The organism is Rathayibacter rubneri (assembly GCF_023743255.1).
GTDB lineage: Bacteria > Actinomycetota > Actinomycetes > Actinomycetales > Microbacteriaceae > Rathayibacter > Rathayibacter rubneri.
The window spans coordinates 1-15,122 of the sequence record NZ_JAMRYM010000086.1 but is presented as its reverse complement, the minus strand read 5'-3'; the positions used below and the strand labels follow the sequence as shown (position 1 = coordinate 15,122).

The window sequence follows — 15,122 nt, the reverse complement described above, 5'->3', positions numbered from 1 at the left end:
GTCCAGGGGCAGACGGATCGACAGGGTCGAGCCCCAGCCGGCGGTGGAGGCGATGCCGAGGTCTCCGTCGAGGCCGCGGACGCGCTCGGCGATGGGGCGCAGGGCCTCGTCGCGGGCGGTGAGCTCGCCGCGGCCGTCGTCGCGGATCTCGATCAGCAGGTTCAGCCCGTCGCAGTCCCACTGGATCCGCACGCGCCGCGTCTGCTCCGATTCGACGAAGGCGAGCACGGCGCTGCGGACGATCGCGCGGGCCGCGTGGGCGACCTCGCCGGGCAGGGCGCGGCCGTTGGCGGGCGGCTCCACGAACTGGACGTCGAGGTCGCCGAAGCGCACGAGCGGTCGCAGGTCGCTCCGGAGGCGCGCGAAGGCGCCCACGACCGGCTCCAGCATGGCGCTGCGCTGCTCGTCGGTCGCGGTGCGCAGCTCGACCAGGGCGTTCGCCGCGATGTCGATCGCGACGGCGCGGGCCGCGCGATCGTCGAGGCGCTCGGCGCGCAGGGCGGCGAGCACCGACTCCAGTGCGACCGCGTGCCGGTCGGCCTGCTCGGCGACGGTGCGGGCGTGCTCGAGCAGCAGCGCGCGGGAGGCGGGGGAGGAGTCCATCCGTCGAACCTACCCGTCCTATCCGTCGAGGCGGGCGCCTACCCGACCGGGTAGGCGGGCCTGCTCCATCAGGGGGCCGACTCCCGCGCCGGGCGCGCGCAGGCTGGGGTCATGCCCGACACCGAGGACCCCACCGCAGACCCCGCGAAGGCTCTGGCCGTGATCGTCGCCGAGGTGACCGCGGCGGCGACGTCCCTCACCGAGGACGACCGTCTCGAGCCCGTCGCCGCGCTGCTCGGCGACGCCGACCGCGTCTTCGTGCACGGCGCGGGCCGCTCCGGTCTCGCCCTGCGGATGACCGCCATGCGACTCATGCACCTCGGTCTCGTCGTGCACGTGGTCGGCGACGTCACCACCCCCGCGATCCGCGAGGGCGACGTGCTGCTCACGGCGAGCGGCTCCGGCACCACGGGCGGCATCGTCCGCGCGGCGCAGTCGGCCGTCGACGCGGGAGCGCGCGTGGCCGCGATCACGACGGCCGCCGGGTCGCCGCTGGCCGAGCTCGCCTCCGCGGTGGTGATCGTGCCGGCGGCCGAGAAGCTCGACCGCTCCGGGACCGCCTCCGCCCAGTACTCGGGCGGGCTCTTCGAGCAGGTCGTCGTGCTCACCGGCGACGCCCTGTTCCACGCGCTCTGGAAGCGCCGCGGCGAGAGCGCCGACGAGCTCTGGCCGCGCCACGCGAACCTCGAATGACCCCGCGCACTCCCCGCACTCCCCGCACTCCCTACAGGAAGCAGAACCTCATGAAGCTCCAGTTCGCCATGGACACCCTCAGCACCGAGGCCGCCCTCGAGCTCGCCGCCGCCGCGGCTCCGCACGTCGACATCCTCGAGCTCGGCACCCCGCTCATCAAGAGCGCGGGCCTCTCGGCCATCACCGCGATCAAGGACGCCCACCCCGACAAGACCGTCTTCGCCGACCTCAAGACCATGGACGCCGGCGAGCTCGAGGCCGACATGGCCTTCACGGCAGGTGCCGACCTCGTGACGGTCCTCGGAGTCGCCGGCGACAGCACCATCGCGGGTGCGATCGCCGCAGGCAAGAAGCACGGCAAGGGCGTGGTCGTCGACCTCATCGGCGTGCCCGACAAGGCCGCCCGCGCCCGCGAGGTCGTCGCCCTGGGCGCCGAGTTCGTCGAGATGCACGCCGGCCTCGACGAGCAGGCCGAGGAGGGCTTCACCTTCGACACGCTGCTGCGCGACGGCGAGTCCTCGGGCGTGCCGTTCTCGGTGGCGGGCGGAGTGAGCACCGCCACGATCGAGTCGGTGCAGTCCGCGGGCGCCGTGGTCGCCGTCGCGGGCGGCGCGATCTACGGTGCGCCGGACGTGGGCGAGGCCGCTGCGGCGCTCCGCGCGAAGATCTCGTAGCCCGGTCGGAGCCGCCCCCGCAGCTCCGCGCGCACGACTTCCGCGGAGTCGCCGGCCCCGCCCCGCAGCCCGCGCGTGCGCGCCCACTCCTCACAAGTCGTCGTACTCGAGCCCCCAGTACGACGACTTGTGCGGAGTCGCCGGGCCGACACGGTCGCCGCACCCGCCCGCGCGGTCAAGCCCCTCCCGAGCCGCCGCTCGCCGCGATTGCCTGGAGGACCCGACACGACAGGAGCACCCTTGCATCCCAGCACCACCCGCATCGCCCCCATCGAGACCTACTCCGACGACGACGGCTGGCACAACCGCATCGCCGACGCCCGCGTGCCGCTGACGCACCACGTCGACCGCGACGAGGCCGAGCGCGAGGGCGCCGAGATGGCCCGCCAACGCGGCGGCGGCCACGTGGTCCGCGACTGACGCGCTCCCGACGACCGTCCCTTATCGCGCCGCCTCCCGCCCGGTCAAGTGTCTGTGCAGCCCCGCCGCCCCCGGCCTAACGTGGCCCGTCGTGCCGCCCGGACCCGGGACGCACGCGACGAGAGGACGACATGGCGACCACGAGTGAGCCCATCGCGGCAGGGACCGACGGCCAGAAGCTGAAGCGCCGCATCACCGGCCCGCTCCTCTTCTTCTTCATCCTCGGCGACGTGCTCGGCGCGGGCATCTACGCCCTCATGGGCACCCTCGCGAACGAGGTCGGCGGCGCCGTCTGGATGCCGCTGCTGCTCGCGCTCGGCCTCTCGCTCCTGACCGCCGGCTCGTACGCCGAGCTGGTCACCAAGTACCCGAAGGCGGGCGGCGCCGCGGTCTTCGCCCAGCGCGCGTTCCGCCGTCCGATCGTCTCGTTCCTCGTCGGGTTCGCGATGCTCGCGGCCGGAGTGACGAGCGCGGCCGGTCTGTCGCTCGCCTTCGCCGGCGACTACCTCGGCACCTTCCTCGACGTGCCCACGGTGCCCGCCGCGATCGTCTTCCTGATCCTCGTCGCGTGCCTCAACGCCCGCGGCGTGGCGGAGTCGCTCCTCAGCAACACGGTGATGACCGTGATCGAGGTGAGCGGCCTGCTGATCGTGATCGCCTGCGTCGCCCTGCTCGTGGCGGGCGGCGGGGGAGATCTCTCCCGCACCGTCGAGATCGGCGGCGAGCAGGGACCGGCCCTCGCCGTGCTCAGCGGCGCGATCATCGCCTACTACTCCTTCGTCGGCTTCGAGACCTCGGCCAATGTCGCCGAGGAGGTCCGCGACCCCAGCCGCGTCTACCCGCGCGCGCTGTTCGGCTCGCTCCTCGCCGCGGGCGCCGTCTACGTCCTCGTCGGCCTCGCCAGCTCGATCGCGCTGCCCGCCGACGAGCTGGGCGAGTCGTCCGCCCCGCTGCTCGACGTGGTCACCGCGTCGGGAGTGGGCGTGCCGGCCTGGCTCTTCAGCCTCATCGCGCTGATCGCCGTCGCCAACGGCGCGCTGCTGACGATGATCATGGCCAGTCGCGTCACTTACGGCATGGCGGAGGAGCGGCTGCTGCCCGCCGTGCTGAGCAAGGTCCTGCCGAACCGGCGCACGCCGTGGGTCGCGATCGTCGTGACCACCGTGGCGGCGTGCCTCCTGACCCTCGTCGGCGATCTGGCGACGCTCGCAGAGACCGTCGTTCTCCTGCTGCTGCTCGTCTTCATCAGCACGAACGTCGCGGTGCTGGTGCTGCGCCGCGACCGCGTCGAGCACGAGCACTTCCGCGTCTGGACGGCGATCCCGGTGCTCGGAGTCGCGTCCTGCGTCCTCCTGCTGACCCAGCAGGACCCGATCGTCTGGGCCTACGGTGCGGCACTGCTGGGCATCGGCGCCGTTCTGCACCTGGTCACGAAGCGTCGGAGCGACCGGGGCGAGCGGGTCCGCGACCGCGACTGAGTGAGGGACTGCAAGGATCTCGAGACGCCGCTGCGCGGCTGCCGGTGCGAGCCGTCGTCCCTGTACGGAACCGAGATCGAGCGAGCCCGGGGGCCCGCTCGAGTCGTTCGGGCGGCTCCCGACCTCGGTTGCGGACCGCTCGGCTTGCACAACGAAGGCTGAGCGCGGAGATCCCGGCGGAGAACGGCGGACTCGGTTCGGTGAGCCTTAGTTATCAGGCTCACCGGGAGGCGGTGGGCCTCGATACGCCGCTGCGCGGCTACTCGACCAGCGAGGGAGGGACTGCGCCCCTGCTGATCGAGTAGCCCTCGGAGAGGGCGTATCGAGATCCCCGTTTCCGGGAGGTGGTGGGTCTCGATACGCCGCTGCGCGGCTACTCGACCAGCGAGGGCTGCCTGCTGATCGAGTAGCCCTCGGAGAGGGCGTATCGAGATCGCCGTTTCCGGGAGGTGGTGGGTCTCGATCCGCCGGCCGCAGTGCGGCCGCTCAGCAGCTCCGGGCCGGGTACGGCGCGGCGGCCGTCGCCGTCGCCGGAGCGCCGTCGACCGTGGCCGAGGCGACGACCGTGGCCGAGGCCGCCGGCACCGAGCGCGCCCGCGTCGTGAACGCCTGCGCGGAGCTCGCTCCCGGTGCCACGGTCGCGACCGACTTCGCTCCCCAGGCCGTGGTGACCTGCAGGGCGACGGGCACCGTGCTCGTGTTCGTGCTGGTGACCGTCAGCACGACCCTCCCCGAGACGCAGCGCGTCGAGGCGGCAGCCTGCACCGTCAGCGCCGGCGCCGCCGACACCGTGGTGGGAGCGCCGAGGGAGACGGGGGCGATCGTCACCCGGTCGATGTTCGGGGCGAACGCGGTCGCGTTGCCCAGGACGATCGGAGCCGTGCCGGTGGTCAGCGCGACCGGGATCGTCCGCTCCCAGAAGCTGTTCCACGAGATCGTGTAGCGGAAGTAGGCGCTGCCCGAGGTGCCGGCGACGCCCTTCTCGCTCACGTCGATGCGGCGGTCGACGACCTGCGGGTTGTAGTCGTGGCGTCCGCTCAGCTCGGCGTTCGAGTAGGTCACGGCCACGTCGTAGAGACCCGCCGCGGCGATGCCCGCGGTGCGCGGGATCTCGATCGTGTTGCCGGCGCCGTTCCCGACCCAGCCGACGTACCGTCCCGACACGTTCGAGCCGGTGCTCGCGTCGAGGGAGGAGGCCGCGGCCGTCCCCGTCAGCGTCGCGTTCTCGGCTTCGACCGTCACGGCGGCGGAGTCGGCCGAGGCCGCCCGCGTCGTGGTCACGGTGCTCAGCAGCACGCCCGAGGGCGAGCGCAGCTCGATCTCGTTGATGCCCTGCGAGAGGTGCAGGCGCGCGGTCGAGACCCAGTGGCCGGCTGCGTCGGCGGTGACGCTGGTCACCTGGCGGCCGTTGACCGACACGTCGATCCGCGAGGCGGCGGTCGTGCGGTAGTCGAGCGCCACGTCGTAGTAGCCCGTCTGCCAGGCGTTCGCGTAGACGTCGGCGCGCTGGGCGCCCGAGATGCTCGCGGAGCCGCGGGCCCCTGCGCGGTCGTAGACCACGGAGGCGCCGTCGGCGTAGCGGAGGGTCGAGGCCGGGTAGACCGTCTTCTCACCGTCGGTGACGTCGGTCAGCAGGAGCTTGTCGAGCGTGATGTCGGCGTTCGGCAGGACCGTCGTGCCGTTCTCGCTCGCGCGCAGCGAGAGCACGTGCTGCCCGGCGGTGAGCTGCAGGGTGACCTCGGTGCTGCCGCGGTACTGCCACTTCTGGGTGTTCGTCAGCGCCAGATCGGCCGTGTACTGCACGAGCTGGTTCTTCGCGCCGTCGACGAAGAGCGCGTGGCGCCCGGGGACGCCGGGCGTGGATCCGATCACCTGGAAGCGGTAGGTGCCGTCCCGGGGCACCGTGACGGTCCAGTCCGCCTTCGACGAGGCGTTGTTGAAGCCGCCGACGTCGCGGCCGCCCGAGGCGAGGAACTTCCATCCTCCGCCGTCGGTCGGGTTCTGCGTGTACGCCTGAGCCCCGGTCAGAGCCGTGTTCTCGGCCTCGATGCTCGTCTGCCAGACCGAGGTCGTGGTGACGACGCGGTCCTGGGTCGGAGTGATGACCACCTGGTAGGCGGCGTAGCGGTCGTAGCTCGGGATCGACAGATCGAGCGAGCCCGAGGCGAGGGCTGCTCCGTCGACCGCCGCGACCACGCGGGGGGTGCCGTGCAGACCCTGGGCGCCCGAGAGGGTCGCCTCGCGGACCTCGACGTCGACGCTCGTGCCGAAGACGGCGGGATCGAGGCCGTTCAGGTCGAGCGCGACGTTCCCCAGGTCGGCGCCGCCGTAGAGCACGGTGGCGCGCTTGTTCACGGTGTCGACCGCTCCGATGCCCTGGAGGGTGTCGGCGACGTCGAGCTGGGGCGGAGTGACGGCGACGGTGTCGGCGCCCTCGAGGTCGCCGTACCACTTGAACATCCACCAGCCGGCGTTCGCCGCGTTGGCGCGGGCGCTGTTGTCCGAGAGGTTGCCGGCGTAGTTCCAGTAGGCCGTCTGCGCGTCGACCTTCTCGTCCTCGAACATCGCGAGCCACTGGATGAGCTGACCGGGCGTGCCCATGTCGCGCAGCATCCCGTACTCGGTGATGTTGATCGGGATGTCGGCGATGCCCCTGGCGTCCTCGAGACCGCGGTAGTGCTCGAGGTGCGAGCGGAAGGTCGCGAGGTTGTCGATGCCCAGCTCGTGCCAGATCATGATCTGCGGCAGCGTGCCCGACGCCTTCGCGTGGTCGAGGAAGTCGGCGGTGCGGACGGGCTGGTAGGCCGCGTCGCCGGGGCCGCCGACGCGCGCGGTGCCGAGTCCGTGCCGCGCGTAGACCTCCTGGATCTTCTCGTAGGCGGCGTCCCAGTCGGCCAGGAACGTGTCCTTCAGCGCGCCCCAGTCGTTGTACCAGTTGCCGCCGTCGGGCTCGTTGAACGGGATGTGCACGTAGTCCTCGGGGCGGTCGGACTGCGTCGCCACCGCCTCCGTCACGAACTCGACGATCTCGAGGTAGTCCCACACCCCGTTGGGCGTGCTCGTGTATGTGCCGGTCGCCTGGTCGTAGGTGCGGGTGTCGCCCGGCCGCCGACCGCCGTTGTACGCCCAGTCGGGGTAGTAGTCCTGCGTGTAGATGTACATGTCCTCGCCGTGCTTGGCGAAGAAGCCGTCCTCGACCTTGAGCGAGTCGCCGCTGGGGTGCTGCGTGCCGTAGGGGGCCTTCTGCGAGGTGTTGGTGATGTGCGCGCCGTCGATGAGCGCCTGGGTGGGCGCTCCGGCGTCGCCGAAGCCGTAGAGCGTGCCGGTGGCACCTCCGCGGAAGGCTCCGGTCGACTGCGAGAAGTCGACCGCGAGGGTCTCGGTCCCGTCGGCGGCGGAGGCGGGTGCGACGGCCGCGAGGCCGAGGCTGCTGAGTGCGACGCCGGCGGCTGCGGCGCAGGCGATCGTTCTGGAGGCTTTCTTCATCGAATGCTCTTCCCGTGAGGCGGGGCCGGCACGGACGTGCCGGCGGGGGAGAGGATCCGGTCGGTGCCGGAGTGGGCGCCGCGGCCGGACCCTCAGGTGGGGACGATAGCGATTTCACGGCGTGATGACCAGGACTTCGTGAAATCGCTACCAGAACTCGCCACCGCCGCTGAGCACTGCGAAGATAACGCTTTCATCACGCGCTTGCGCTTTTGTGAAATCGGTATCAGTATCTCCCCAGTCCCGAATCCGGGACGCCGCCCTTCCCACTCCACGACGACGAGGAGCTCCTGTGCCCGAGCAGCTGACCTGGGGGACCCGCGAGGGCCTCCGACTGACCTTCGACTGCACGCCCGGAGCCCCGGTCGCCCTCGTCGCCCTCGAGGCGGCGGACGTCCGCCTGGAGGCGACGCACGTCGCTCCCCTCGTCGAGATCGCCACCGCGGCCGCCGGTCACGACCCCGCCACCTCCCGCCTGACGCACACCCGGATCGGCGCCGCCCTGCGGTACTCCGCTCACCGCGAGAGCACGGTCGACGGGGTCGAGATCCTCGAGATCGACGTCGAGGCGCCGTCGTTCGGCGTCGCCGCCACCGCGATCCTGCGGCGGGTCCCCGGAGTCGCGGCCGTCTCGACCGAGGTGGTCGTCCGAGCGCTCTCCGGCCAGGTCCTCCGCTCGGTGGCCTCGTGGAGCGCCGACCTCGGCGCGCACCCCGGAACCCCCGGCAAGGACGCCTTCACCCGCTGGTCGCTGCTCCGCGGCGAGAACGACTGGCTGGGGGAGGGGCGCTGGCGCACCGCACCGCTGCGCGACGCCGGATTCCCCGTCCTGCGCGAGGACATCACCGGCCACGACCCGCGCGGCGCGGTCGGCGCGGTCTCGGCCGGCAGCTGGTCGACCGGGTCCGACCTCCCCGTCGGCGGCCTGATCGCCCCCGATGCGGCGCTCGTCTGGCAGATCGAGCACAACGGCGCCTGGCGCTGGGAGGTCGGCGAGGACATCGACGGCGGAACGCTCGCCCTCTCGGGCCCGACGGATCGCGACCACGGCTGGATCCGGGTCCTCGCGGCGGGCGAGGAGTTCCGCTCCGTCCCCGTCACCCTCGCTCTCGGCCGCGACGCCGACGCCGCGATCGACGCGCTGACCCGGAGCCGCCGCGCGAACCGCCGCTCCCACCCCGACGACACCGCCCTGCCCGTCGTCTTCAACGACTACATGAACACCCTCGACGGCGACCCGACCACCGAGAAGCTGCTGCCGCTGATCGACGCCGCGGCCGACGCGGGTGCCGAGATCTTCTGCATCGACGCCGGCTGGTACGACGAGAGCGGAGTGCCCGGCGGCTGGTGGAGCAGCGTCGGCGAGTGGCAGCCGTCGGCGACGCGCTTCCCGGGCGGTCTCGGCGAGGTCGTCGAGCGGATCCGCTCCCGCGGCCTCGTGCCGGGCCTCTGGCTCGAGCCGGAGGTGATCGGCGTCGACAGCCCGATGGCCGGCCGCCTCCCCGACGACGCGTTCCTGCAGCGGTCCGGAGTCCGGATCGAGGAGCACGAGCGCTTCCACCTCGACCTGCGCCACCCCGCGGCCGTCGCCCACCTCGACGAGACGGTCGACCGCCTGGTGGCCGACTTCGGCGTCGGCTTCTTCAAGTTCGACTACAACATCGACGCGGGCCCCGGCACCGACGTGGCCTCCGACTCCGTCGGCGACGGGCTGCTGGGCCACAACCGCGCCTACCTCGCGTGGCTCGACGGGCTGCTCGACCGGCACCCGGCCCTGGTGATCGAGAGCTGCTCCTCGGGCGCGATGCGGCAGGACTGGGCCGTGATGTCGCGCCTGCAGATGCAGTCGACCTCCGACCAGCAGGACTTCCGGCTCTACCCGCCGATCGCGGCCGCGGCGCCGATGATGCTCCTGCCGGAGCAGGCGGCGAGCTGGGCCTACCCGCAGGCCGACATGGACGACGAGGAGATCGCGTTCTGCCTGGTGACCGGGCTGCTCGGCCGCTACTACCTCTCGGGCTACCTCAACCGCATGTCGGAGCCGCAGCTCGCCCTCGTGCACGAGGCCGTCGCCGCGGCCAAGTCGCTCCGCGCGGCGATCTCCTCCGCCACCCCGCGCTGGCCGCTCGGCCTGCCCGGCTGGACGGACGACGCGATCGCGCTCGCGCTGCGCACGGACGGGGAGCACCTCGTCTCGGTCTGGCGCCGCGCGGGGAGCGAGGACATCGTGCTGCACCTCCCCGAGCTGACCGGGCGGGACGTCGCCGTCTCGGTCGTCTTCCCCGCGACCCTCGCGGCGTGGGGCACCGAGTGGGATCCGGCCACCGGCCGCCTCACCGTCCGGCCCACCGGCTCCGGCCCCTCCGCCCGCACCTTCCGCCTCTCCCTCCGCACCACCTGACCCCCACCCCTGCCGGGTCCACCCGTCCCGGCGTACCCTCTCTCCACACAGAAAGCTCGAGTATTTCGATGAAGAAGTCACTCCTCAGCGCGGCCGTCCTCACGGCCGCCTCCGCTCTCCTCCTCGCCGGCTGCAGCGACCCCGGCGCCGGCACGGGCGGCGGCTCGGCCGAGCCCGCGTCCTGGCCCGCTCAGGACGCCGACCTCGAAGGCACCGAGCTCACCATCTGGGCCGCCCAGAACTCGAACACCGTCCCGGAGTCGGTCGTCGAGGGCTTCGAGGAGCTCACCGGAGCGTCCGTCGAGATCGAGACGATCCCGGACCCCTACGAGCAGGGCGTGCAGACCAAGGTCGCCACCGGCGACAAGCCCGACCTGGCGTTCTGGCAGCCCACCGCCTCGCAGCTCACCGCGCTGAACGCGACCACCAACCTGCAGAGCCTCGACGGTGCCCCGTGGCTCGAGGACGTCGACCCCGCGCTCGCCGACATCACCGGCACCCTCGACGACACCCGCTACGCGGCCCTCATCTCGACCCCCGCGGTCGAGGGCGTCTACTACAACAAGAAGGTCTTCGAGGAGAACGGGATCACGGAGCTCCCCACCGACTGGGCCTCGTTCCTCGAGACCGCGCGCCAGCTGAAGACCGCGGGCGAGACGCCGTTCTTCGAGATGGGCGCCGACCGCTGGGCCACCCAGTGGTGGGTGCAGGTGCAGCTCGCCGACGCCGCGGCCGACGGCCTCTGGGACCGCGTCAACGCGGGCGAGGAGAAGTTCACCGACCCGACCATCCAGGGTGCGATCGACTCCTACAAGGGCCTGATCGACGAGGGCCTCTTCAACGAGGACATCACGACCGCCACCTTCGAGGACCAGGGCGCCGCCCTCCTCGCCGGCGACGCGGCCATGGTCGTGCAGGTCAACTCCTTCTTCGGCCAGCTGCAGTCGCTGTCCGACACCGAGACCCTGAACGACACCATTGGCTTCTTCCCGATCTCGCCCTCCGGCAACGTCGGCACGTTCATCCCCGACCAGTCGAACGCGCTCGTGGCCTTCGCCACGGGCGACGAGAAGAAGGAGGCGGCCTCGCGCCAGCTCCTCTCGTACTGGCTCGGCGACGGCTACGCCGACTTCGTCGAGGCGCAGAACACCATCTCGCTCGAGCCGTCGGTCACCACTCCCGACACCGTGCCCACCGCCCTCGTCTCGGTGAGCGAGTCGGTCGGCACCTCGGTCGGCTCGATGCAGGCCCTGGCCATCGCCAACCCTGACCTCTACATCTTCCTCGCCGACATGATCCAGGGCACGAAGACCCCGGAGGAGGTCGCGCAGGCGACGCAGGACCAGTTCGCGCAGCTCGCGAAGGCTCAGGGAGCCACCGGCTTCTAGCCACTCGACGCGGGGGCCGGCCGTTCCGCGGCGGGCCCCCGCTCCTCCTCCTCTCTCGAAAGGCAGTGCCCCGCGTGTCCACCACCCGAGCCGCCGCGCCACCCCGGATCCTCGCCCGCGCCGCGAAGCCGGTCGCCGCGAGCGGTCGCCGCTCCGATCATCCGCTCGTCTTCCTCGTGCCGGCCCTCGTCGTGCTGGTCGTCTTCTTCTTCGTGCCGACGCTGTTCAACTTCGTCTACGCGTTCACCGACTGGTCGAGCTTCAAGGCGGCCATCGGCTTCGTCGGGTTCTCGAACTTCGTCGACCTGTTCCAGAGCGGCACGCTGATCCAGGCGCTGCGGGTGACGCTGGTCTACGCGGTGCTGGTCGCGGTCTTCCAGAACCTGTTCGGGCTGATCCTGGCGCTGCTGTTCGAGAAGGACACGCGGGTCAACCGCTTCGCCCGGGTGATGTTCTTCATCCCGGTGATCATGTCGGCGCTGGCGGTCGGCTACGTGTTCCAGGCGCTGCTGAAGCCCGACGGCGCGCTCAACGGCATCCTGTCGTTCGTCACCGGCCAGACCGTGTCGACCGCGTGGCTCGGCGACACGACCTGGACGATCGTGGTCGTCGCCCTCATCCACTCGTGGAAGTGGATGGGCCTGTCGATGCTCATCTACCTGGCGGGCCTGAAGACGATCAGCGGCGACGTCCTCGAGGCGGCGCGGCTCGACGGATCCTCGTGGTGGCAGACGTTCCGCGACATCCGCTTCCCGCTGATCGCCCCCGCGCTGACCTTCAACGTGGCGACCGCGCTGCTCGGATCGATGAACGGCTTCGACATCGTGCAGGCCACCACCGAGGGCGGCCCCGGCGGCACCACGGAGCTGCTCAACATCTTCATCTTCCGCACCTTCGGCCAGGGGCTGTTCGCCCAGGCGACCACGATGAGCCTGATCCTCTTCGTCGCCGTGGCGCTCCTGGCCTTCCCCGTCATCCGCATCCTGCGTCGTCGAGAGGACGTGCTGTGAGCACCATGGTCGAGAAGCTCGCTCCGGGGCGGAACGCCGCACCTGCTCCCACTCCCGTCCGGACCCGGTCCGGAGCATCGCGGACGCTCGCGCGCCTCGCGCAGCCGACCGCAGCGCTGGCGGCCGTCGTCCTGCTGCTGGGCGTGCCGTTCTGGCTCATCGTCAGCACCGCGGGCAAGACCCAGGCCGAGGCGCTGAACCCGAACCTCGCGGCTCCGTCGCAGTGGCAGCTGGTCGAGAACTTCGCCACCGTCTTCACCGACGGGCGCATGGTGCAGGCGTTCCTCGGCAGCGTGTTGGTCATGGTGCCGTCGGTGCTGGGCGTGCTCGTCCTCGGCTCGATGGCCGCGTGGATCCTCGGACGCCGCACCGGACGGGGCATGGCCCTCGTCTACGCCCTCGCGATCAGCGGCATCGTCCTGCCGCCCGCGGTGGTCACGGTGGTGCTCCTGCTGCGCCAGCTCGGACTCGCCGGCACGGCCGTCGGCATGGTCGGCGTGTACATGGGCATGTACCTCTCGACGGTGATCTTCTTCGTCACCGGCTTCGTCCGCACGATCCCCGCGGAGCTCGAGGAGGCGGCCCGCGTCGACGGAGCGCGGCCGATCCGGGTGTTCTTCACGATCATCCTGCCGCTGCTGATGCCGGTGCTCGCGACGGCGACGATCCTCATCTGCCTGTACATCTGGAACGACGTCTTCTACGCGCTGTTCGTGGTCGGCGGGCGGCTCGACACCCTGCCGCTGAACCTCTACCAGGTGGCCAGCGCGGGGCTCTACCTCCAGAACTGGCACCTGATCTTCTCCTATATCATCCTGATGAGCCTGCCCCTCCTCCTGGTGTTCGTCTTCGCCCAGCGCAAGATCATCTCGGGCATCACGAGCGGCGCGGTGAAGTGAGCGCCTCCGAGACCGACGCGGTGCCGATCGCCTCCGCCCCCTCCTGGCTCGCCCTGCACCTGCGCGACGGCCGAGGACGGAAGCGAGACGACATGAAGCGGGACAAGGCGGCGAAAGCCCCGGTCATCGCCGATGTCGCGGCCCTCGCGGGAGTCTCGGTGCCCACGGTCTCGCGGGTGCTCACGGGCGCCGCGAAGGTGGCTCCCGACAAGCGCGAGCGCGTGCTCGCCGCGATCGCCGAGCTGAACTACCGGCCCAGCGCCGCCGCCCGCACCCTCGTCACCCGCCGCTCCCGCACCATCGCGGTCGTCGCCGGCAACACGTCGCAGTACGGCTACGCCGAGGCGATCCGCGGCATCGAGGAGGAGGCGCGCGCCGGCGGCTGGACCGTCACCATCACGGTGATCGAGTCGGCCGATCCGGACGACATCGAGAAGGCGCTCTCGCTCGTGCTGAGCCAGAGCCCCGACGGCGTGGCCGTGCTGAAGTTCGATCCGCCCGGCGTGGCGATGGTCGCGGCGCTGCCGCCCGGAGTGCCGGTCGTCGCGCTCTCGGGCGTGCGTGGGCGGGGCGTCTCGCAGGCGGTGCTCGACGAGCTGCACGCCGCCCAGGCCTTGACCGAGCACCTGCTCGAGCTCGGCCACCGCACCGTGCACCACGTGCGCGTGCCGCCGTCGCGCCGCGAGGACGGCCGGACCACGGGGTGGCGCCGGGCGCTGAAGGCCGCGGGCGTGGCCGAGGCGCCGACTCCGCTCGAGGCGACCTGGGAGCCCGAGTCCGGGCGCGCCCTCGCGCACCGGCTGGCGGAGGACCCCGAGGTCACCGCGGTGTTCTGCGGCAACGACGAGATCGCGATGGGCGTGATCAAGGGACTCACCGAGGCGGGCCTGCGCGTGCCCGAGGACATCAGTGTCGTCGGCTTCGACGACCACCCCCTCGCCCGGATGTGGACTCCCGCGCTGACGACGGTGCGGCAGGACTTCGCGGGGCTCGGCCGCCGCGGCTTCGGACTGCTGCTGCGGGCGATGGAGGACGGCGGAGGCTCGACCTACTCGTCGGAGCGCCCGGAGCTGATCGTGCGCGAGAGCTCGGCTCCGCCGCGCGCGTCCCGCTGACCCGCCCGACTCCTGCTGATCGAGTAGCCCGCGGAGCGGGCGTCTCGAGATCCGCCCTCCTGATCATGTGGGTCTCGATACGCCGCTGCGCGGCTACTCGACCAGCGAGGATCGGTGCTGGTCCGAGCCGTCACGCCTGTGCGGAACCGAGGTCGAGAGGGATCGGGGGGCCCGCTCGAGTCGTCAGGGCCGCTCCCGACCTCGGTTGCGGACCGCCCGGCCTGCACAACTCAGGCTGAGCGGGCAGATCCGGGCGGAGAACCGCGGATTCGGGTCGATGAGCCTTGGTTATGAGGCCCGCCGGGGGACCTTCGGTGTCCTGCTGATCGAGTAGCCCTCGAAGAGGGCGCATCGAGGTCCACCCTCCCGGCGACAGCGCAGACCTAGCGCGCGCGCAGCAGTGCCAGGAATTCGTCGGCCATCGCGAGCTGCTCCTCGAGTTTGGCGCGGCGGGCGGCGGCGTCGGCGATGAACGCGTCGAGGCGCGTGCGGATCCCGGCCGCCTCCTCCGGGGTGGCTGCGCTCTCGAGGCTGTCGGCGACGCGCAGCAGCTCGGCCATCGCGTCGAGCGAGAAGCCCAGCGGCTTCATCCGCCGGATGAGCAGCAGGCGGTCGACGTCGCGCTCTGTGTAGAGGCGGAAGCCGCCGACGGTGCGGCCGCTGGGCGTGAGCAGCCCGACCTCGTCGTAGTGGCGGAGGGTCCGGAGCGACATCGAGGAGCGGTCGGCGAGCTCGCCGATGCGCAGAGTCGCCTCGACCTCCTCGGCCGTCCGCTCGTCCGTCATGCACCGCTCCGCTCGTTCGGGGTGTCCGCAACCCTCACGCTGCGGTAGGTTTGCTGTCGATCGCTCCCCGCCCCCATTCTCCGGCACGGCCGAAGCGGTCTCCGCGCGATGTGGCGCTCCCTCGACAACCGCTCGACAGAGCCGACCCGCCCCCGGAGCCGCCCCATGGC

12 protein-coding genes are annotated in these 15,122 nt (G+C 71.7%); 9 read left to right on the top strand and 3 right to left on the bottom strand.

Annotation, left to right across the window (positions count from 1 at the left end):
- Positions 1-603: sensor histidine kinase (locus NB037_RS15545; protein WP_251947259.1), on the bottom strand; the 603-nt coding region annotated here is incomplete at its 3' end.
- Positions 604-714: 111 nt separating this feature from the next.
- Here NB037_RS15545 and hxlB point away from each other — a divergent pair.
- The 4 genes from hxlB (at position 715) to NB037_RS15525 (ending at position 3,868) form a co-directional block, all read left to right on the top strand.
- On the top strand, positions 715-1,296 hold the full coding sequence (gene hxlB / locus NB037_RS15540; RefSeq protein WP_251947256.1) for a 6-phospho-3-hexuloisomerase: 582 nt from the start codon (positions 715-717) through the stop codon (positions 1,294-1,296).
- Between the two features lie 50 nt (positions 1,297-1,346).
- Positions 1,347-1,970, top strand: coding sequence for a 3-hexulose-6-phosphate synthase (gene hxlA / locus NB037_RS15535; protein WP_251947254.1), 624 nt, complete (start codon positions 1,347-1,349; stop codon positions 1,968-1,970).
- 240 nt (positions 1,971-2,210) lie between these two features.
- Positions 2,211-2,390 carry a DUF2188 domain-containing protein gene (locus NB037_RS15530; protein WP_251947251.1) on the top strand — a complete coding sequence of 60 codons (180 nt, stop codon included), beginning with the start codon at positions 2,211-2,213 and terminating at the stop codon, positions 2,388-2,390.
- Between the two features lie 131 nt (positions 2,391-2,521).
- On the top strand, positions 2,522-3,868 hold the full coding sequence (locus tag NB037_RS15525) for an APC family permease (RefSeq protein ID WP_251947248.1): 1,347 nt from the start codon (positions 2,522-2,524) through the stop codon (positions 3,866-3,868).
- A 486-nt stretch (positions 3,869-4,354) separates the two neighbouring features.
- Here NB037_RS15525 and NB037_RS15520 read toward each other — a convergent pair whose 3' ends face one another.
- Positions 4,355-7,354, bottom strand: coding sequence for a hypothetical protein (locus NB037_RS15520; RefSeq protein WP_251947245.1), 3,000 nt, complete (start codon positions 7,352-7,354; stop codon positions 4,355-4,357).
- A gap of 292 nt (positions 7,355-7,646) precedes the next feature.
- On the opposite strand from NB037_RS15520, the gene NB037_RS15515 reads away from it, so the two are divergent.
- From NB037_RS15515 to NB037_RS15495, 5 genes are all read left to right on the top strand, one after another.
- Positions 7,647-9,755 (top strand): glycoside hydrolase family 36 protein, encoded by a 2,109-nt coding sequence (locus NB037_RS15515; protein WP_251947242.1) that lies wholly within the window; start codon positions 7,647-7,649, stop codon positions 9,753-9,755.
- Positions 9,756-9,823: 68 nt separating this feature from the next.
- Positions 9,824-11,143: an ABC transporter substrate-binding protein gene (locus tag NB037_RS15510; RefSeq protein WP_251947239.1), complete on the top strand. Its 1,320-nt coding sequence runs from the start codon at positions 9,824-9,826 to the stop codon at positions 11,141-11,143.
- Between the two features lie 74 nt (positions 11,144-11,217).
- A complete protein-coding gene (locus tag NB037_RS15505; RefSeq protein ID WP_251947237.1) occupies positions 11,218-12,153 on the top strand; it encodes a carbohydrate ABC transporter permease in 936 nt (311 codons plus the stop codon).
- 5 nt (positions 12,154-12,158) lie between these two features.
- Positions 12,159-13,052: a carbohydrate ABC transporter permease gene (locus NB037_RS15500; RefSeq protein WP_251947262.1), complete on the top strand. Its 894-nt coding sequence runs from the start codon at positions 12,159-12,161 to the stop codon at positions 13,050-13,052.
- On the top strand, positions 13,049-14,167 hold the full coding sequence (locus NB037_RS15495) for a LacI family DNA-binding transcriptional regulator (protein ID WP_251947234.1): 1,119 nt from the start codon (positions 13,049-13,051) through the stop codon (positions 14,165-14,167). The genes NB037_RS15500 and NB037_RS15495 overlap by 4 nt, the downstream gene beginning before the upstream one ends.
- A gap of 383 nt (positions 14,168-14,550) precedes the next feature.
- Here the strand turns inward: NB037_RS15495 and NB037_RS15490 are convergent, their stop codons facing one another.
- Positions 14,551-14,952 (bottom strand): MerR family transcriptional regulator, encoded by a 402-nt coding sequence (locus tag NB037_RS15490; protein WP_251947231.1) that lies wholly within the window; start codon positions 14,950-14,952, stop codon positions 14,551-14,553.
- Positions 14,953-15,122 lie beyond the last annotated feature (170 nt).